Origin of the sequence: Mucilaginibacter pedocola (assembly GCF_002013915.1) — a bacterium.
In the GTDB taxonomy this organism is placed as follows: domain Bacteria; phylum Bacteroidota; class Bacteroidia; order Sphingobacteriales; family Sphingobacteriaceae; genus Mucilaginibacter; species Mucilaginibacter pedocola.
This window is the reverse complement of sequence record NZ_MBTF01000034.1, coordinates 244,709-264,448: the sequence shown is the minus strand read 5'-3', so window position 1 is coordinate 264,448 and position 19,740 is coordinate 244,709. Positions and strand designations below refer to the sequence as shown.

At 45.9% G+C, this 19,740-nt stretch carries 20 protein-coding genes; 11 read left to right on the top strand and 9 right to left on the bottom strand.

The genetic code is table 11. From position 1 onward, the window contains the following. The first annotated feature begins 419 nt into the window (after positions 1 to 419). From BC343_RS21605 to BC343_RS21585, 5 genes are all read left to right on the top strand, one after another. Complete coding sequence (locus BC343_RS21605; protein WP_078349860.1) at positions 420 to 1,268, top strand: helix-turn-helix domain-containing protein; 849 nt, start codon at positions 420 to 422, stop codon at positions 1,266 to 1,268. 324 nt (positions 1,269 to 1,592) lie between these two features. After that, positions 1,593 to 2,639 carry an alpha/beta hydrolase gene (locus BC343_RS21600; RefSeq protein WP_078349859.1) on the top strand — a complete coding sequence of 349 codons (1,047 nt, stop codon included), beginning with the start codon at positions 1,593 to 1,595 and terminating at the stop codon, positions 2,637 to 2,639. A 121-nt stretch (positions 2,640 to 2,760) separates the two neighbouring features. Then, on the top strand, positions 2,761 to 3,375 hold the full coding sequence (locus tag BC343_RS21595) for a hypothetical protein (RefSeq protein ID WP_078349858.1): 615 nt from the start codon (positions 2,761 to 2,763) through the stop codon (positions 3,373 to 3,375). Between the two features lie 150 nt (positions 3,376 to 3,525). Continuing rightward, positions 3,526 to 4,929, top strand: coding sequence for a dihydrolipoyl dehydrogenase (gene lpdA, locus BC343_RS21590; RefSeq protein WP_078349857.1), 1,404 nt, complete (start codon positions 3,526 to 3,528; stop codon positions 4,927 to 4,929). A gap of 78 nt (positions 4,930 to 5,007) precedes the next feature. Next, positions 5,008 to 5,454 carry a sterol desaturase family protein gene (locus tag BC343_RS21585; protein WP_078349856.1) on the top strand — a complete coding sequence of 149 codons (447 nt, stop codon included), beginning with the start codon at positions 5,008 to 5,010 and terminating at the stop codon, positions 5,452 to 5,454. Between the two features lie 38 nt (positions 5,455 to 5,492). On the opposite strand, the gene BC343_RS21580 is transcribed toward BC343_RS21585, so the two are convergent. Both BC343_RS21580 and BC343_RS21575 read right to left on the bottom strand, forming a co-directional pair. Continuing rightward, complete coding sequence (locus tag BC343_RS21580; RefSeq protein WP_078349855.1) at positions 5,493 to 6,089, bottom strand: hypothetical protein; 597 nt, start codon at positions 6,087 to 6,089, stop codon at positions 5,493 to 5,495. 181 nt (positions 6,090 to 6,270) lie between these two features. Continuing rightward, positions 6,271 to 7,563, bottom strand: a complete 1,293-nt coding sequence (locus BC343_RS21575) for a sugar MFS transporter (protein WP_078349854.1) — start codon at positions 7,561 to 7,563, stop codon at positions 6,271 to 6,273. Between the two features lie 111 nt (positions 7,564 to 7,674). Here BC343_RS21575 and BC343_RS21570 point away from each other — a divergent pair, with 111 nt between their 5' ends. After that, positions 7,675 to 8,655 carry a glycosyltransferase gene (locus BC343_RS21570; protein ID WP_078350107.1) on the top strand — a complete coding sequence of 327 codons (981 nt, stop codon included), beginning with the start codon at positions 7,675 to 7,677 and terminating at the stop codon, positions 8,653 to 8,655. A gap of 8 nt (positions 8,656 to 8,663) precedes the next feature. Here BC343_RS21570 and BC343_RS21565 read toward each other — a convergent pair whose 3' ends face one another. Next, positions 8,664 to 9,446 (bottom strand): hypothetical protein, encoded by a 783-nt coding sequence (locus BC343_RS21565; protein ID WP_078349853.1) that lies wholly within the window; start codon positions 9,444 to 9,446, stop codon positions 8,664 to 8,666. Continuing rightward, positions 9,443 to 10,015, bottom strand: coding sequence for a hypothetical protein (locus tag BC343_RS21560; RefSeq protein WP_078349852.1), 573 nt, complete (start codon positions 10,013 to 10,015; stop codon positions 9,443 to 9,445). Before BC343_RS21560 ends, BC343_RS21565 begins: the two co-directional genes overlap by 4 nt. A gap of 175 nt (positions 10,016 to 10,190) precedes the next feature. On the opposite strand from BC343_RS21560, the gene BC343_RS21555 reads away from it, so the two are divergent. From BC343_RS21555 to BC343_RS21540, 4 genes are all read left to right on the top strand, one after another. Further along, complete coding sequence (locus BC343_RS21555; protein ID WP_143822301.1) at positions 10,191 to 11,144, top strand: ArnT family glycosyltransferase; 954 nt, start codon at positions 10,191 to 10,193, stop codon at positions 11,142 to 11,144. Between the two features lie 9 nt (positions 11,145 to 11,153). Further along, on the top strand, positions 11,154 to 11,810 hold the full coding sequence (locus BC343_RS21550; RefSeq protein WP_078349850.1) for a hypothetical protein: 657 nt from the start codon (positions 11,154 to 11,156) through the stop codon (positions 11,808 to 11,810). A gap of 402 nt (positions 11,811 to 12,212) precedes the next feature. Continuing rightward, positions 12,213 to 13,232, top strand: coding sequence for a UDP-N-acetylmuramate dehydrogenase (gene murB / locus BC343_RS21545; protein WP_078349849.1), 1,020 nt, complete (start codon positions 12,213 to 12,215; stop codon positions 13,230 to 13,232). A gap of 270 nt (positions 13,233 to 13,502) precedes the next feature. Continuing rightward, entirely contained in the window at positions 13,503 to 14,039 is a 537-nt protein-coding gene (locus BC343_RS21540; RefSeq protein WP_078349848.1) for an RNA polymerase sigma factor, read from the top strand. Positions 14,040 to 14,263: 224 nt separating this feature from the next. On the opposite strand, the gene BC343_RS21535 is transcribed toward BC343_RS21540, so the two are convergent. Genes BC343_RS21535 through BC343_RS21520 form a run of 4 tightly spaced genes read right to left on the bottom strand, consistent with a single transcriptional unit; the run spans position 14,264 to position 16,583 of the window. Further along, positions 14,264 to 14,500 (bottom strand): cytochrome b5 domain-containing protein, encoded by a 237-nt coding sequence (locus tag BC343_RS21535; protein ID WP_078349847.1) that lies wholly within the window; start codon positions 14,498 to 14,500, stop codon positions 14,264 to 14,266. Then, positions 14,497 to 15,174, bottom strand: coding sequence for a lycopene cyclase domain-containing protein (locus BC343_RS21530; RefSeq protein WP_078349846.1), 678 nt, complete (start codon positions 15,172 to 15,174; stop codon positions 14,497 to 14,499). Before BC343_RS21530 ends, BC343_RS21535 begins: the two co-directional genes overlap by 4 nt. Before the next feature lies 1 nt (position 15,175). Further along, entirely contained in the window at positions 15,176 to 15,742 is a 567-nt protein-coding gene (locus tag BC343_RS21525; RefSeq protein WP_143822300.1) for a hypothetical protein, read from the bottom strand. Between the two features lie 7 nt (positions 15,743 to 15,749). Beyond that, complete coding sequence (locus BC343_RS21520) at positions 15,750 to 16,583, bottom strand: phytoene/squalene synthase family protein (RefSeq protein WP_078349844.1); 834 nt, start codon at positions 16,581 to 16,583, stop codon at positions 15,750 to 15,752. A 70-nt stretch (positions 16,584 to 16,653) separates the two neighbouring features. Between BC343_RS21520 and BC343_RS21515 the strand changes: the two genes are divergently transcribed. Continuing rightward, positions 16,654 to 18,132 carry a phytoene desaturase family protein gene (locus BC343_RS21515; protein WP_078349843.1) on the top strand — a complete coding sequence of 493 codons (1,479 nt, stop codon included), beginning with the start codon at positions 16,654 to 16,656 and terminating at the stop codon, positions 18,130 to 18,132. A 356-nt stretch (positions 18,133 to 18,488) separates the two neighbouring features. On the opposite strand, the gene ilvA is transcribed toward BC343_RS21515, so the two are convergent. Beyond that, on the bottom strand, positions 18,489 to 19,739 hold the full coding sequence (gene ilvA, locus BC343_RS21510; RefSeq protein WP_078349842.1) for a threonine ammonia-lyase IlvA: 1,251 nt from the start codon (positions 19,737 to 19,739) through the stop codon (positions 18,489 to 18,491). Between the last annotated feature and the right edge of the window lies 1 nt (position 19,740).

Here is a 19,740-nt window from a genome sequence, read left to right as displayed (position 1 = left end):
GCGATCGCCGACTAATACAAGGACGGGATCGGCAAATGCATAGCATTTGCTACTGTTGGCTAATGGCAGCAGGGAAGCTTCGGGCGAAAGCGGGCAGAACGTTGTGGACGGTGCGGCTGCGAGGGCATAGGGAATGTTTGCTGAAGCGGGGGGGAATCGGCGCGGCGAAGCAAGGGGCAAATTTTCCCAGCCCGTGGTTCTGGCCGGTTTGCAGGGCAAAGGCGTGTGCGGCAAAGAAGCCTCCTTGCTGCCTTGATTTTTGGTTACTTTTTATCAAGAAAAAGTAACAGCCCCTCGCGGCGAATGAGCGAGCGGACGCTTTCATTTTGTATAAAAGGTGTTCAGGACGGAATAACCGAAAGATAAAAAACGCCCTTGGAAATTCCCTATTTTTGCTCCCACATCACCCATATTGAAAAATGCCCGCATTCAAACAATTCTCCTTTAAAAAATTCGGATACATTGATATTGTTGCCGGTACGCCTGCGCCTACTGCTGCTGCGGAATACGAGCAATATATTAAGGTACTCTACATAAAGGCAGGCGGGCGTGTGATCGTTGACTTTAAAGAATACGACCTCGGGCAGGATGCCTTGTTTTTTGTGCACGAGGCGCAGGTACTCAAGGTTAATGATAACTGCAGCGGTACCATGCTGTACTACAACCGCGATTTTTATTGCGTTGAAATGCACGACCATGAAGTTGCCTGCGATGGTATCCTGTTCCGCAATGTGTATGAAGTGCCTGTGGTATTTATAGAGCCAGAACGCGCCCCTGCGCTGGAAAGCATTTTTACGGAGATAAAGGCCGAACTGGAACTTAACGACAGCAGCGTAGAAGAAATGCTGCGCCTGCTGCTTAAACGCATTATTATTAAAGCCACCCGCATTTGGAAACAAGTGCACCACGTGGCTGGCGAAGATGCACACAGCGATGTGGAGTTTTTGCGTAGCTTTAGCAAACTGGTCGACAAGCATTACAACCAATACCACACCGTTGCCGATTATGCCGGCATACTCAACATCAGCCCCAAGGCGCTCAATAAACGCATCACCCGCTATAGCGATGCCACGCCCAACGACATCATCAAGAACCGCATTATGCTGGAAGCTAAACGCCTGCTGGTGCATACTGCCCTATCGGTAAAAGAGATAGGCTACAAGCTCGGCTACGATGATCCTAATTACTTCGTACGGCTATTCACCAACCAGGCCGAACTCTCGCCCCTTAATTTCAGGCAGCAATATCAGTTGGGGATGGCAGGGTAGGCTTTGGCTATTTCTCGCGTCCCTATTTAACTCACCCCGACGGCCCGCAATTCGCGGGCGTCGACCCTATCTGCTTCGCAAAGAGGGTGAAGAAAATTATACTTTCTCAATGCAATTCACCCGCTTTTCCGCGGGAAGAGAGGGGCGGGCAGCGGTAGCGAACCCGGGGTGAGTCAACTCCGCGGCTATTAAATCACAAAAGAAACCTCATCAGGGGAAAATTGTGCTATACCTGTCTACAATGGTGCATTGAGGCACGTTATTTGGCGCCATACCTTTGTATTGTTCAATTAATCAAAACAAAAAATCAAACATATACAAACCATGAAAACTCTATCAAACACTAACAACCAAGTAGCCGCCATAATTGCAACTACCATCACCAATACAACTGCTGTTCAACCCATCGACCCAGCTACCGACAGCCACATCGAAAGCAATGTAAAAGCATTTTTAAATGTGCTTAACTCGGGCGATGGTAAACCGCTTGAACAACTTTCGCCGGTTGATGCCCGTGCAGTACTAACCGGCGCACAAGAATCGGTTAAGTTTGATTACTCGGATATCACCATCGCCGAAAAAACTATCGGTACCGAAGTTGGCGATATCTTGTTACACATTGTAAAACCAGCCAATGCCGAAGGCACACTGCCTGTGTTTATATTCTTCCATGGCGGTGGCTGGGTACTGGGCGATTTCCCTACTCACCAGCGTTTGGTGCGCGACTTAGTAGTTAACTCGGGTGCTGCCGCCATATTTGTAAACTACACCCCATCGCCCGAAGCACAATACCCAACCGCTATTAACCAGGCTTATGCTGCTACTAAATATGTAGCCGCCCATGGCGAAGAGTTTGGTGTAGATGCAAGCCGTTTAGCCGTGGTTGGCAACAGCGTTGGTGGTAATATGGCCGCTGTAGTTGCCCTATTGGCCAAACACAAACAAGGCCCCGAATTGAAATTACAAGTATTGCTGTGGCCTGTTACTGATGCTAATTTCGAAACAGAATCATACAACCAATTTGCTACCGGCCGTTTCCTTACCAAAAACATGATGAAATGGTTCTGGGATAATTATACCACCGATGCTAACGAACGTAAAGAAATATACGCATCGCCACTGCAAGCTACTTTAGAACAATTGAAAGGCCTGCCAACCGCTTTCGTTCAAACCGCTGAAAACGACATATTGCGCGATGAAGGCGAAGCCTACGCCCGCAAACTGGACGAAGCCGGCGTGAAAGTAACCCAGGTACGCTACAACGGTATGATACACGATTGGGGCTTGCTAAACCCATTGGCCACCGTACCCGGTACCGAAGCTGCAATGCTGCAAGCCGCTGCCGAAATTAAAGAAGCCCTCGCCAAATAATTAAAGCAAGCAACACAATATATAGCAAAAGCGGGAGCCGGCTGATGAAGCCGGCTCCCGCTTTTTTTGTTTGAACCATGTTAAAGCGTGGTATTAGAAATAATGATTACCTTGTTAGCTAATGAAACCAATTTATTACCTGCTTGCTTTTTTGTTATTGCTTGCCTTTACTCCCCCTGTTTCGGCACAGGTAGCCGGCGAAAAAGGCGGAGATACCACCGAAAGTAAACCTGTTCAGCGGTTTGAACCAATGACTGCCACTACATTAGATTCGCTCAGGTATCAACAAATACTTTCTTATTTAAGCGAAGCGGCGCATAAACCCGTCGACGGAAGTAAACAGATACTTATAATTAATGCCCCTGCTCTTGAATCAGGCTACTGTGGCGTTACCGACTGTAACGAGGATAAGTGCAGAGAGGCCTGGGTGAAACAATTTGTGAAACGATTGGGCGGAAAGCGCAAAGTGGATGTTTTTTTTGTGGATGCCAGGCAGCAACCGGCCGACGCTATTGCTAAGCGTTGGGATATACCGTATTGTTATATTTCAATTTCAAAAATGGTGCGCACGTTTTATCGGTTTTATGTACCGGGCTGTTTTGGCTTGATTGTATTAAACACTAACCGCAAATATGTTAGTTCTTATGATAACCCAAGGGACATGAGCGGGGGGACTGCTAACCTAACGAATAACTTTTTAAATTTTTACAACAGGTTTTGCCTGGGGGGGGGCTGATAACAAATAAAGGTTAATTACAAATGCGCTTTGCGGCGGATTATTTTGCCGTTTAAAATGTGATGTTGAAACCATACTTTAATTAAAAAAGCTGTTTAACGGGGTTTTAATAATCCTTAACTTTGGCGCTCAATAAAATAGACAACTACTATGCAATATGATGTTATCGTAATAGGTTCGGGCCCGGGTGGGTACGTTGCTGCTATCCGCTGCGCACAGTTGGGCATGAAAACCGCCATTATCGAAAAATATAATACCCTTGGCGGTACCTGCCTTAATGTGGGCTGTATCCCCTCGAAAGCATTGCTCGATTCGAGCGAACATTACCACAATGCTGCCCACACTTTTACCACGCACGGTATAAAGCTGGATAACCTGGGTATCGATTTTGGCCAGATGATAAAACGCAAGCAGGAAGTAGTGGATGCCAACACCAGCGGCATTACTTATTTAATGAAGAAGAACAAGATCGACGTTCACCAGGGCGTTGGTTCTTTTAAAGATAAAAACACCATCATTGTAACCAAAGCCGATGGTACCGCAACCGAGCTGACCACTGCTAAAGTGATCATTGCTACCGGCTCTAAACCATCGAGCCTGCCTTTCCTGAAGATCGATAAAAAACGCATCATTACTTCTACCGAAGCTTTAACCCTTACCGAAGTGCCAAAACACCTGATACTGATCGGTGGCGGTGTTATTGGTTTGGAGCTGGGTTCGGTATACGCCCGTTTGGGTGCCAAGGTATCGGTTGTTGAATTTATGGACGGCATTATCCCTACTATGGATAAAGGCTTAGGCCGCGAATTGCAAAAGGTACTGAAGAAACTGGGTATGGACTTTTACCTGGGCCACAAAGTAACCGGTGCTACCGTAAAAGGTAAAGAAGTAACCGTTACTGCCGATACCCCAAAAGGCGAAAAAATGGAACTAAAAGGCGACTACTGCATGGTAGCCGTTGGCCGTGTAGCTTATACCGATGGTTTGGGTTTAGATAAAATTGGTATCACGGTAGAAGAGCGTGGCCGTAAAATTACCGTTGACGAGCACCTGGAAACCAGCGTGAAAGGCGTATACGCCATTGGCGACGTAATAAAAGGCGCTATGCTGGCCCACAAAGCCGAAGACGAAGGTACTTTTGTTGCCGAACTTATAGCCGGCCAGAAACCGCACATCAACTACAACCTGATACCGGGTGTTGTGTACACCTGGCCTGAGGTTGCTGCTGTAGGTTATACCGAAGAACAACTGAAAGAAAAAGGCACTGCCTATAAAGTAGGTTCGTTCCCGTTCAAGGCAAGCGGCCGTGCCCGCGCCAGCGACGATGTTGACGGCTTTGTAAAAGTATTGGCCGATAAAACTACCGACGAAATTTTAGGGGTACATATGATAGGCCCGCGTGCTGCCGATATGATAGCAGAAGCCGTAATAGCCATGGAGTTCCGTGCCAGCGCAGAGGACGTAACACGCGCCAGCCACGCCCACCCAACCTACACCGAAGCAATGAGGGAGGCTTGTTTGGCAGCAACGGAGAATCGCGCTATACATATTTAAGAATTTCGGAATTCGAATCTTCGATTTCGGATATAAGGACTAATAGTTCCCCTCTTGAGAGGGGTTAGGGGTGTGTTGATGATTTTTTTATTAAACGTATCCATTGTATTATTCACGATAGCGCTGATGGAAGCGCTATCGTGGGCAATGCATAAATACCTCTTCCACGGACCGCTCTGGTTCATCCATAAAACTCATCATCAGCAACGCCACGGCTGGTTCGAGCTAAACGACCTGTTCAGCATCGGCTTTGCCGCTTTCGCTTTGTGGCTAATGTGGTTAGGGCATATCACTTTAGACTATCGCTTTTGGATAGGCACCGGCATCAGCACGTACGGCACTATCTACTTCATCTTTCACGATTGGTTCATCCATAACCGTTTCAAAGCATTCAAAAGCAACAATCGTTATTTAAACGCTATCCGCAGGGCGCATAAAATTCACCATAAGTCGACTGAGAAGAACCCTTCGGAAGAATTTGGTTTGTTGGTGGTAGGGAAGAAGTGGTTTAGGAAAACCGCATAAGCTTTGACAACTTTTTAAAAGTTGTCAAAGCTATAAATTCATTTACTTAAGGGTTGGATGCTTATAAAATCGCCATCATCGAAGCCAACGGTTACCGGTAAAGATGTTTGATTTTTCAAAAAGCCTGATTTATCCAACCGGGTTTTTATGATATCGTTAAAAGCAAGTGCCGTGTAGGCAAGTGGTAAGATCCAGTCAAGAAAAGAGTAGTTTTCTTCGTCTGTTTTGATCAGCTCGTCCACATCGTTCGGTATATCGGGTATGATGTATTTATTTGCTGGCCGGTATGCCGCGTCGCAAGCCCATTCGGCATCATCCGCATCGTAGCTATCTGCTCCGGCGAGGTAAACAGCGTAATACTCCTTTTCTTCCTCCTCGTCCCAGAATTTGGTAATGCCTAACCAAATCGCTATGATGTTTTCCGGCAAGGGCGAATCGGATATTATTTGCGCCATCCATGAAGCCAGTGCGGGCTGGTCGGCATCTACATTCAATGCTCTTACCTTGTCCCAATAATCGGCAGGGCTTGTGCCGGAATGGAAATCGATAACCAGATCCCAGGCTTGCCTAAGCGTTAGGCCCGCATTCAATGTTTGCTCTAAATTTTCCCAGGCGGCTTCGTGTGGAGATGGCATAGTAGCTTATGTTTACTATTGCAATGATACAGTTTTTATGCCTTCTTCGTATCGTTCTGATTTAGTTTATACCACAACTGAGGAGTTTGATTTTGTTGGTGGTGGGGAGGGAATGGTTTAGGGAAAACTAAATAAGCTTTGACAACTTTTTGAAAAGTTGTCAAAGCTATCGAAGAAGTATTTAAACGGCCGCTACTTTCTTACCTGCCTTATACCCCAATGTGGCGTAGTAAAGGATGAAAAGGTATAACGGTATCAAAATTACATAAGCTGTTTGGGCGGATATTTTATCAACCAGCAAACCATACATTGGTGGGAATACTGCGGCACCGGCTATACCCATTACCAATAGCGACGATGCTATTTTGGTGAACCTGCCCAAACCAGATAATGCCAATGGCCAAATTGCGGGCCACATCAAAGAGTTGGCTAAACCCAACAAGGCAATGCAAGTGATAGATGCGTATTTTGGTGTAACCAACGCGCCGATGGTTAACAGTACGCCGAGTATGGCGCAAAATACCAATGCTTTTTGCTGGCTGATGTATTTGGGGATAAAGGCAATACCCGCTATATAACCAATAACCATGCAGCTTAGCGTGCCTGACGCAAAGTATTTGGCAGTTGCCAGCGGGATTTGGTGCGATGCGCCATAGCTTATAATAGTATCGCCGGCTATAACTTCTACACCCACGTAAAAGAATAAAGCAATTACACCCAGCACCAGGTGCGGGAATTGCGTGATGCTGGTTTTACCCGAGTTGGCAGCCGCTACGGTTTCGTCCTCGTGGTCGGTGTCAATTTCGGGCAGTCCCGAGAAGTAAATAAGTACCGACAGGATAACTAATACAACTACAATTAAAATGTATGGCACAATTACGCGCGAGGCAAGTTCGTTAAGGGCAAGGTCCTTATCTGTTGGGCTCATGAGGGCAAGCTTAGCGTCAAAACCATCAAGATTGCTTAGAATAACTGCGCCTAACGCTAAAGGAGCCAACACGCCGGCAAATTTATTGCAGATACCCATAATGCTGATGCGTTTGGCGGCGCTTTCGGCGGGGCCAACAATGGTGATGTAAGGGTTTGATGCCGACTGTAAAACTGCAGAACCACTACCTTGCACAAATAAGCCTAATAAGAATATGGCGTAGGTGCGGGTAAGCGCTGCAGGGATGAATATGAGTGCGCCAAGGCCCATTAATACCAACCCGGCAACCATGCCGTTTTTAAAGCCCAATAATTTCAGCAACCATGCGGATGGTTTGGCCATAACCAAACAGGCAATGTAGAACGAACTGGCTACCAGGTACGATTCGAGGTTGGTTAACTGGCAGGCGATCTTCAAGTAAGGTATCAATACCGAATTGAGCCATGCTACAAATCCGAGGATGAAGAACAGGGAGCCGATGATGATGATAGGGTTTATTCCTTTTTTCTTGACCGATGAAATTGCGGATATGGAAACGTCTGCCATATAATGATTTTAAAAAATGTTAATAAGTTAATTTAGTTCCTAAAATAATTAAAAAAGTTGATGTTTTATAATTTCAACATTTTATTTACGACGAAAGCTAACTTTGTATCGATGAATATCCTTTTAGTGAATGATACCCGCATACCCGCTACCACTTATGGGGGTACCGAGCGCGTAATTTGGTGGCTCGGTAAAGAGCTGGCGCGGCAGGGGCATAAAGTAACTTATTTGGTAGATGCCGGTTCGGAATGCCCTTTTGCTAATATACTCATTTACGATGCAACAAAGGATATGAATTTGCAGGTGCCCGATGATATAGACGTGGTGCACTTCCAGTTCCAGGTGCATGGGTTTACTAAAAAGCCATACTTGTGTACGGTGCACAATAATTCGGGCAAAGGAGAGATGGATAATAATTCGGTATTTGTATCTGCCAATCATGCAGCACGCAACGGCTCGGATGTTTATGTGTACAACGGACTGGATGCCGACGACTACCCGCGACCAAACTTAAGCCAGCCCCGTAAGCACTTCCACTTTTTGGCCAAAGCCGCATGGAAGGTTAAGAATGTAAAAGGAGCCATTGATATAGCCACCCGCAGCCACAACAAACTGGTAGTAATGGGCGGCACACGCCTCAACCTTAAAATGGGCCTTCGCTTTACACCCAATTTGAATGTGCGTTTTAAGGGGATGGTAAACAACGAACAGAAAGGCGCGGTAATGAACGCCTCGAAAGGCCTGCTGTTCCCCGTGCTATGGTACGAACCTTTCGGCGTAGCTATTACCGAAAGCCTGTACTTTGGCTGCCCCGTTTTCGGCACACCCTACGGCTCACTGCCCGAACTTGTGCCTGCCGAAGTCGGACTGTTATCCGCCAGTAAAAGCGTTTTAACCGAAGCGTTGCGAAATGCCGATAGCTATAGCAGGCAGCATTGCCACGAATACTGTATGGATAATTTCAGCATAGCAAAAATGGCTGCAGATTATTTGAAGCTGTACGAAGTTGTGTTGGGTGGGGGTACCTTAAATAAAGTTGCGCCTGTACTGTTGGAGCATAACCAACCGAAGTATTTGCCCTGGGAGGAATAGCGGATACGCTAATTTTTCTTTTTAACGGGCCATTGCTTTTTATAAAGCTTGTTAACCATTGTACCAAACTCTGTATTGAACACTAATTCGGGGGCACCGCCTTTTTTAAGGTCATAGGCATATGGTACTTCCGGCACTATTATAGCCTCTCCGTCGTATGTACTGTCGCGTTGAGTTTGCATCAGCACAACGCCCGAATTTTTGATGAGTTCCCAGCTCCTTACGTTGGTACCCGCGGGTGATATTTGTTTAAGATTATTTCCCTGGTTGTCGCTCATAAACAGGTAGGTAGGGTCTTTTCTGTCCAATTTATTGTCTTTGTTATAGTCGTCAACAATTATCGAATAGAATATGTGCCCATCCTCCTGGGAGGCGTTTACGCGGTTTCTTTCGTTTGGCGAATCTGAGGAGGGGTATTCGTAAGACGACGAGGAGTCATAGCGTGAATACGCAGCATTGTAAGAATTGATGACCATCTTTCTATCCGAGAGCAAATGGATCTTTTTTGTAAGTGTATTATAAAAGGCCACGTTCCAATAGGTAAGGTTGGGAACATCTTTGCTCAAAAAAGAACCGCCTTCCTCGTCTTTTTCCGGGTGTCCGTTAGGCATAGGGTACATAAAGTATTCCGAACTGTCTATCTGTATCGGGGTTGCAGTTACCAGGTCAGCTGTATATGATTTGCCGGGCACCGTGGTGGTATCGGCTATGGTCTCCTCAACAGTGTCGGTTTTGCCGGGGCCGCAAGCTGCTAATGTACAGCAAAGGGCCAAAAAGAATATATTTCTCATGGTTTAGTTTGATCGTTATCAATGTTCTCGCTATGCTCTGTATCTAAAGCAGGCGCTCTTCTCGTTTTTTCGATATAATTCACCACCTGCCTGTTATTCACCACAAGCAAATACCCAATAACTATTTTGCAGAGGTCTACAAACGTCGATGTTAAATCAATGCCTGGCCCCATTTTGTCGATGGTTTCCGATCTGTAATAAAAATACACTTCTCTAAAAAACACCGGTAAGGTATTCATAATCATTAATGCACCTATAATTATGATAGCTATACCTACAACCGTTGACCGATGGATGTTAAAGCTGAACTGCTCCTCGTCGAAACGTTTATCCAGCTTAAGTTTATCAATAACAATGTCGGGCCTGAAAACAAGCAGGCGAACTATGGATATATAAATTAAAACGATGATGAGTGAGATAAGTATTATTCCCCAATTATCGTATCGGAGTTGTGAGTAGTTAGACGGATAAAACAGCGTGAGGAATTGCGGTACAACATCTATGGCGTGAAACAATATCCAAACACCAACTAATTTTAATAATAGTATCCAAAACGAACGTGGGGACATAACAATTTTTTGATAAGGTTTACAGTGCAATATAATAATATTGGCTTAACAAGGCCCCAATATCGGCAGGTTAAATTTGCATAAAGGGAACTTAACCCCTGTGTTTGGTAACTTGGTGAAGAAAGCAATAACCTCCCCGGCATCAGCGGAACTTCAACCGCTATTTTATTTTATATTGATAGCTGCCATTCTGGTAAACCTTGCCGGCATAGGTATTCGCTTTTTTACCGACGACCCCTCGCTGTACGGCATCCTGGCTCGCAACATGGCCCAAAGCAACAACTTTACCGATCTGGTGTACCACGGGCGCGGCTGGTTGGATAAACCGCATTTCCCCTTCTGGGTGGCGGCCCTAAGTTTTAAGCTATTCGGCGTTAGTACCGTTACCTATAAGTTGCCCGCGCTGCTTTTCTTCTTTCTGTCGGTATTTTACACCTACGAGCTTGCGTTGCAATTCTATGGTAGGCAAACCGCTCTGCGGGCGGTTTTGATATTGCTTACCGCACAACACGCCATCATGTCGAACACCGACGTGCGTGCCGAGCCTTACCTGATGGGTTTGTTGATGGGAAGCGTGTTCCACTTTTATCAACTGAAAGAAAAGTTCACCCTGCAGCACCTGCTGCTCGGCAGTCTTTTTACCGCCTGTGCGGTTATGACAAAAGGTATTTACCTGCTCGTCCCGATAGGAAGTGCTATCATAGGAGACTACCTGTTCAAAGGAGATGTCAAAGGACTATTCCAATGGCGCTGGCTGTTCGCTTTTTTATTAGTATGCGTTTTTGTCCTGCCCGAGGTTTATACCGTTTACACCCAGTTCGACCGGCACCCCGAAAAGGTAGTTTTTGGCCGCACTAATATCTCCGGCGTAAAATGGTTTTTGTGGGATAGCCAGTTTGGGCGTTTTAATAATAATGGCTACATCACCAATTCGCATGGCGATGTGTTTTTCTTTTTGCATACCCTGCTTTGGGCATTTGCGCCATGGGCCATTGTGTTTTATTATGCGCTGGGCAAAAAGCTATGGGAGATCATCAAACGCCGCCCTCAGCCCGAATACCTGGGTGTATCGGCATCCATAGTAATGCTGTTGATATTCTCTATATCCAAATTTCAACTGCCATTTTAAACGAATATTTTGTTCCCGTTCTTTGCTATTATTACGGCGGGATTTATCATCCAACTAACAACAGTTGCCGAGCTGCGCTTTTTCAAAATAAGTCAATACGTTATTTGCGGATTGTTGTTAGCTGTATTTATAACCGTAGCTATCCTGTTCGATACTGAGAAACTTTGGATAGCCATATTGTTATTGTTGATAAGTGTTATCTCGACTTATTTCATTTTCCGAAACTTGGGTAATAGTTACCAACCCGCCTTACTGCTTAGCGGCATTGTGGTATTAATGGTGAACGCCTGGTTCCTACTGGCATTTTATCCCGCCATGGCCAACTACAAAGGCGATGGCGTAGCCGCAGAGTATGTAAACACCCATTATCCCGGCCAACAGATCATATCTACCGCACCCATGGCCGATAGATTCGATTTCTATATGAAACAGCCAGTGGCTTATGCAACAGTGGATGCTATCATCAAGAGCCCGCAGCCCGCGTTGGTGTTTGCCAATGATGCCTCCATGGAGCAATTAAAGAAAAGTAAGCTGCGCATGCAGGTGATAAAGGTATTCGATAATTACTTCGGGGAAAATATCACCATGAAATTCATCAACAAAGCTACCCGCGAGCAGGCGCTGACACATTTTTATTTGATACGAGTAGAAATAACATCCGTTTAGATTTGAGTTAACACTAATTTGTCTAATTGTATCGAATTACACGAATTTCCATTGTTTCGATATAATTACTTTCGTCGCTACGATTTGTGAAATTTTTCTTAATTCGGGCCATTCGTGTTCACTCCCTTTTCGGTTAAATGAGTTAACACTAATTTGTCTAATTGTATCGAATTACGCGAATTTCTATTGTTTCGGTAGAATTACTTTCGTCGCTACGATTTGTGAAATTTTTCTTAATTCGAAGCATTCGTGTTCACTCAATTGTGAACGAAACGAGCGAGTATAGATAGTCTCGTCGCTACGATTTGTGAAATTCTTTTTAATTCGCGCCATTCGTGTTCACTCAATTTGCGGTAAAATCTATACCCCACCATCCCGAATAATTTTCCGAAATTCGCCACCATGCTGCAAATTCAGGAAAACGTATCGCTCAAAAACTTCAACACCTTTGGTATAGATGCTAATGCCCGCTACTTTGCGGAGATAAACCATGCCGATGAATTGACCGAACTTTTTGCCGATCCGCTATGGCAGCAGATGCCGCGCCTGGTGTTAGGCGGCGGCAGCAACATGCTGATGGTGGCAGATTTCGATGGTTTGGTTATTCGCCTCAACATCCGCGGTATTGAGCATCGCATTAGCCACGATGATGTTTTTGTAGAAGCCGGTGCCGGCGAAATTTGGAACGGATTGGTTAATTACGCTGTAGACCATGGTTATGCCGGAATGGAGAACCTGAGCCTTATACCGGGCTCGGTGGGTGCATCGCCCATCCAAAATATTGGTGCCTACGGCGTAGAACTGAAAGATGTTTTTGAAAGCTGCCGGGCCTTTGAGATAGCTACAAGCGAAATTAAAACCTTCAGCAAAGAAGATTGTAAATTCGGCTACCGCGAAAGTGTTTTCAAGGGCGAACTTGCGGGGCAGTACATCATCGTTTCGGTAAAATTCAAACTTTCGTTAACGCCGCACTTCAATTTAAAATATGGTGCCATTGAGCAGGAACTGGCGGCGCGCGGTATCACCGAGCCAACGCTGAAGGATGTTTCCCAAGTGGTATCGCACATCCGCGTATCAAAACTGCCCGACCCATCAACCATTGGCAATGCAGGCAGTTTCTTTAAAAACCCGGTAATAACCATTGCCGAATTTGAGCCTATTAAACAAAACTTCCCCGATGTTGTTAATTATCCTGCAGGCGATGGGCTGGTGAAACTGGCGGCCGGCTGGCTCATTGAACAGTGCGGCTGGAAAGGCAAAGTAGTGGGCAATACAGGTACCTGGAAGAACCAGGCGCTGGTATTAGTGAACCACGGAGGGGCTACCGGACAGGAAGTGTACAGTTTTTCGTCGCAAATTATAGACACTGTGTACGCTAAATTTGGCGTTACCCTACAACGTGAGGTGAATATTATTAGTTAATTTGCTTAATTAATACTATATTTTCTCAACTCGCTATCCCCTAAGCATTTAAAAACGCATTTGTTTTAAATTGTTTTGCACCCTTGTGGCAAAAAATAGACAATGTTTTTAGGTGTTACACCGCTGATTTATAGCTGTTTGTGTCATTTTTCGCCATATAGTGCCTTTTTTTCGCTGTTGAGGGCGTTTTTTAGGCCAATCCTGATTTTCATACACTTTTCATTTTGTGGTACCATGTTTGAATAATACTCGGTACAAAACATTAACAGAATGACAAAGATTGAGTTTAACACCCTGGTATTACGTCAAGCAAGTTCATTAAGGTCATACGCCTTACACTTTACGCACGACGCAGACGATGCTAACGACCTTGTTCAGGATACAATGTTGAAAGCCATAACTTATTACAATAAGTTTAAAGAAGGCACTAATTTGAAAGGATGGTTATACACCATCATGAAAAATACCTTCATCAACAATTACCGCCGTTTTGTTAAAATGAGCACTTTTGTTACCAAGAGCGATGAAATATCTTCGCCGAACCTGGTATTCAGTTCAACAAAAAACCAAGGCGAAGCCAAGTTTGTAATGGACGACATCAAACGCGCTTTAGACCGCCTTCCAGCCGATTACTATGTTCCCTTCACCATGTATTTTGAAGGCCACAAATACCACGAAATTGCCGACCACTTAACTATCCCTATCGGCACCGTGAAAACCCGCATACACGTAGCCCGCAAGTTGCTTAAGAAAAACCTGAAGGCTTACGATAACGGTATTGCGAAACCTGTTTACGCAGAAAACTAAGCCAATAAACTCATCAACAATATAAATGGAGAACCCGCTTTAGATAAGGCGGGTTTTTTTGTGCTCTCTTAGCCACTTATTCCGATTTGTCATTGCGAGGAGCAGCGTGAAAGGAGGAGCGGAGGAGCGACGTGGCAATCTCGTCGTGATGCAAAGCGTTCATGCATTGGCTACGAGGTTGCCGCGCTATCGCTCGCAATGACATATGGGCGGAAACGCCTAAATTAACCCAATTTCCCCACCACCTCAAATTTCGCGAATACGCTCTCCGTATGCGGTGCATCGGCAAGCTCTTCGGTAAGGTCTTGCCCGGCCCAGTGTTCGTAGTGTTTGCCGTTGCGCCAGAGGCGGCTTTCGGTAACATCATATATTATACCGCGCAGGGCAACCCATATCTGCGGTTTATCCTGCCCGTTGCGCAGGGCCAGCTGCGATTTGGTATAGGTAGGCAATTCGCTCATGTGGTTTTGCGCTGTTTAAAGTATTCAAAAAAAGCTATGTTCATCAGTAATAGCGCCATGCTGTAGAAATGGTCCTCGAAAGGGATGGAGCCTACCCGAATACCCATATTCTGCGCATCATTGTACAGCACCACCGGCCAACTGGTTAATATGCCGTTCACAATATAAAAGGGTATAAGCGATACCACAAAAGCCATATAAAACCCGCCCAACCAATTTACTTTAAAGTAGTAAACCAGGGCCACCAACAACACGATCAATAAACCGAACGTAACTGCTGTGTACAGGCGGGTGTAATTGTAAGCCAGTAACGACGCCGAAGCGCCGATAAGCAAGTTAGATACTAAACGGCTATACAAACGGCTGGGCTGCCATTTTACATAGTAGTTGAGGCAGGCATAAATAAACACGCAGGAAAAGGGAACGGTCAAAAAGAAGAGTATCTCCTCCAGCGGCAAGCCAATGAATTTAATGCCGGTGATATGCTTATCATTAAAAGTCCAAACGCCGTAAATAGTGAACAGCACATCCCAAAACAAAAACACCAGCCCCGTAATTGCCATGCCCGGCCAAAGGTAACGCCAGCTTTTGGCAAAGGCCACCCGCTTATCGAACGACAATGCCACCGGGAAAACTACCGTGAGCAGGTTAATGATGAGATAGGTGTACTTCACGCTATAGGGCGGCTAAATATTGGTTAAGTTTATGCTGCTCTTCGGCAGTGCAACGTTTCGACTCGAGCAGGAATTTAATAATGGTTCTCTGCAGGGTTTTATCTGCCGAGGTGTAATTCTTCGCATCCAACTGCTTAATTATCTCCTCGCGGTCGTCCACCAGGTTTTTGGTGTAGCCTAAGAACTTAGGCACGTTATGCTCGATCGAGAAACGCATAAAACGTATTTCGATATTGTGAGGGTCGGCCGCTACGGCAGTTTTAAAAGTTTTTTCGCAATCGTTCAGGTACTTCACCTTGTAATAAGGGTTCCAGGCATGCTTAGCCTTTAGTGCTTCCAGTGTGCCGATGTAAGCATTTATCAACCCCGAGCGGTTTTTAATGGCAGTGAGGCTTTTATAAAGCGAGTCGGTAGTTTTCTTACTTTCGAGCGCTGTTACAAGCAATTTGCGGATAACATGTACGTCGGGTTCTGTTGTTTCAGGCGCGCTTTTGAACGAAAGGCACACAGCTGCCAACAGGGTTAACAGCACATAACGTAATTGGAAACGGGATAGGCTGAATAGCATCGGCAGGTTATATCAGGTTTAACTTTTGGTGGAGTTTTGCCTTTACGTAAAGGCTCAGCTTGCGCGGATCGGATATGCGGATGCGTTTCTGCATAATTGTTTTGGCGGGCGTACGGCGTATCTTTTTAAACAATTGCAGGTAATAAACATAGGCCACGTATACCCCCAAGCGGGCGCCTTTGGGCAATTGTTTTATGCCTAACAAAGCGTCGTCAAAGTCTTTTTTAATATCGGTTTCAATGACGCTTTTATCGTGCGCGGTAAAATTTTTAAAATCTACATCGGGGAAATAGGTGCGGCCACGGTCTTCATAATCGGCCTTAATATCCCGCAGGAAATTTATCTTCTGAAATGCCGAACCCAGGCTACGCGCCTTTGGGATAAGCTGGTTATACAGCATACCATTGTTGGCACAAAATACACGCAGGCACATCAACCCAACTACTTCGGCTGAGCCGTAGATGTATATTTTATAGCCGCCTTCGTCGTACTTGGTTTTATCGAGGTCCATTTTCATGGAGGTGAGGAAGGCATCTATCAATTCTTTTTCGATGCTGTATTGGTTTACTACCTGCTGAAACGATTGCAGTACGGGATTAGTGCTGATGCCCCGCTCTATGGCTTTGAAGGTTTCAGTTCGGAAATCGTCGATGAGTTGGCGCTGGTCGTGCCCGTAAAAGGTGTCAACAATTTCGTCGGCATAGCGCACAAAGCCGTAAATGGCGTAAACAGGGTAACGCAAATGTTTTTCGAATGCTTTGATGCCGAGGCTGAACGAGGTGCTATACTTCTCGGTGATCAGCTTGCTGCATTCAAAACACGTTTCGTCGAATAAATTCATTTCCCTCAAATGTACAAAACCAACGGCGTATTGTTTTTGCCCGCGTAGTAATGTTTACATTTGGTTTCGGATGAAGAATAAGCAAATTGTAGTAATAGGGGCAGGTTTTGCAGGCTTGGCTTCGGCATGTGTGCTGGCAAAAGAGGGATATAAGGTCACCATTGTAGAGAAGAACGACCAGCCCGGCGGGCGCGCCCGTATATGGGAAAAGGATGGATTTAAGTTTGATATGGGCCCAAGTTGGTATTGGATGCCCGATGTTTTCGAAAACTTTTTCGCCCTGTTCGGCAAAAAGCCGTCCGACTTTTACAACCTGAAACGCCTCGACCCGGGCTATCGTGTTTATTTCGGTAAGGATGATACACTGGATGTCCCTGCAGAAATGGTTGAATTGGAAGCCTTGTTCGAAAGTATTGAACCGGGCAGCAGCAAGGGCCTGAAACAGTTTTTAGAGCAGGCCGCCTATAAGTACAAAGTGGGCATGGGGGAATATGTGTTTCGCCCCTCGCATTCTATTACCGAGTTTATTGATCTTAACCTCATCCGCAAAAGCTTTAGTATGCAATTGCTTACCAATATGAGTAAGCATGTACGCCAATATTTCAAAAACCCGAAGCTGATCAAACTACTTGAATTCCCGGTGCTGTTTCTTGGTGCCCGCCCGCAGGATACGCCAGCCATGTACAGCATGATGAACTACGCCGACCTTGCCTTCGGCACCTGGTACCCTATGGGTGGCATGAATGAAATTGTAAAAGCCATGGTTAGCATTGCCGAGAGTTATGGTGTGGATATCAGGCTGAATACCGAAGTAACCAAAATAGAAGTAGCCGGCAAGCAGGTAAACACCATCCAAACCACGCAAGGTGATATAAAAGCCGACTTTGTAATAACCGGTGCCGACTACAACCACGGCGACCAGCATCTGCTTGATCAACCGCATCGCAACTACACCGAAAAGTATTGGGATAGCCGTGTAATGTCGCCATCCAGCTTATTATTTTACATCGGCACGAATAAAAAAATAGAGGGTATTCAGCATCATAACTTATTTTTTGATGAGGACTTTGAGCAACACGCCAACGAGATATACACCGATCCGCAATGGCCCACCAAGCCGCTATTCTACGTTTGCTGCACATCTAAAACCGACCCGGGTGCGGCTCCCGAAGGATGCGAAAACCTTTTCTTTTTAATGCCACTGGCTCCGGGTTTACAGGATAGCGATGCCCTGCGCGAAAAATACTTTGATATAATGGTAGACCGATTTGAGCAGGTGACCGGCCAACCCCTGCGCGATAGTATAGTAGTAAAACGCAGCTACGCCATGGATAATTTCAAAGCCGATTATCATTCTTTTAAGGGCAATGCTTACGGTTTAGCCAATACCCTCGCCCAAACCGCGTTTTTTAAACCCTCTATGCGGGCCAAGCATGTGAAGAATATGCTTTACACAGGTCAGCTAACCGTTCCTGGTCCGGGTGTGCCGCCTGCGCTGATATCGGGGCAGGTTGCGGCGATGGAAGCAATGAAGATGATGGGGGAGTAGGCTGATCTGCATGTTGATTACCTTGCATGCGGCCTACAAGCGGGGAAGCTTGCGTGAGCAATGAGCGGTTAAATAACAAACTATGTCATTGCGAGGAGCAGAAGGACTGGGTAGAGAGAGGGCGCGACGTGGCAATCTCATAGGACATTGAAGTGTGCAAAGTAGACGGTGATACATTGCGGTAATGCTTTATAACGAGATTGCCACGTCGCTCTCCCGCACGATTCCTGCGCTGCTCCTCGCAATGACAAAGTGGGATATATGGGCATAAAAAAAGAGACGCGTGCCATCGCGTCTCTTAAAAATCTCTGTGAACCTCCGCGTAACCTCTGCTTTCTCCGCGGTTAAAATAAATCTTACACCAAATACTCAAACAAGGTTGCGTCCTTATTTATCTCAATTACCTCAAAACGGTTCTCTTCCATGCGTTTCAGTAAAGCATCATAATCACCGGCATTGCTAAGCTCAATACCTACCAGTGCAGGCCCATTCTCTTTAGCCGTTTTTTTGATGAATTCGAAACGGGTGATATCATCACCGGGGCCAAGCACATTGGTTACAAATAACTTCAGAGCACCAGGGCGTTGCGGGAAACGGACGATGAAGTAATGCTTCAGTCCCTCATACAGCAGCGACCTTTCTTTTATCTCTGCCATGCGCTCGATGTCGTTATTGCCACCGCTAACGATACAAACTACATTTTTGCCTTTTATTTGGTCTTTTACCGCATCCAGCGCAGCTACCGATAAGGCACCGGCCGGTTCTACCACAATGGCATCTTCGTTGTAAAGCTTTAGTATGGTTGTGCAAACCTTGCCTTCGGCTACGGTGAGCATATCGTCCAATATGTCGCGGCAAACGCGGAAGGTTTTTTCGCCCACGCGTTTTACGGCAGCGCCATCAACAAAGCGATCGATATTGCCTAAGGCAACGGGTTCGCCTTTTTCAATAGCGGTAAGCATGGATGGGGCACCTTCGGGTTCAACACCTATCAGCAACACATCAGGGTTTTGTTGGCGCAGGTAAGTACCTACACCGGCTGCTAAACCGCCACCACCTACGGGCATAATAACGGCATCAACATCAGGCAATGCCTCAAATATTTCTACGCCTACCGTACCCTGCCCTTCAATAATTTGTTCATTATCAAAAGGGGGGATGAAGGTCATGTTATGTTCCTTTGTGTAGGCAAGTGCTTCGCGCAGGCAATCGTCAAAGGTGTCGCCTACCAGCACCAGCTCTACGTTGCCGTTGCCGAACATTTCAGTTTGCTTTACCTTTTGCTTGGGGGTAATTTCGGGCATAAAAATTACGCCCTTGGTGCCCAGTTTGCGGCACGAGAATGCTACGCCCTGGGCATGGTTACCCGCACTGGCGCATACCACGCCGCGGCTCAGTTGTTCGGTATTCAGCCTGCTTATCATGTTGTAGGCGCCCCTTAATTTGTAAGAGCGCACCACCTGCAGGTCTTCGCGTTTTAAATATATCTCGCATTCGTATTTTGCCGAGAGGCGCTCGTTATGCTCTAAGGGTGTGTGTTTTACCACACCACTCAATCGCTCATATGCCCCTTCAAAATCCAAATGGCTTTGCGTTTCGGTATCCATT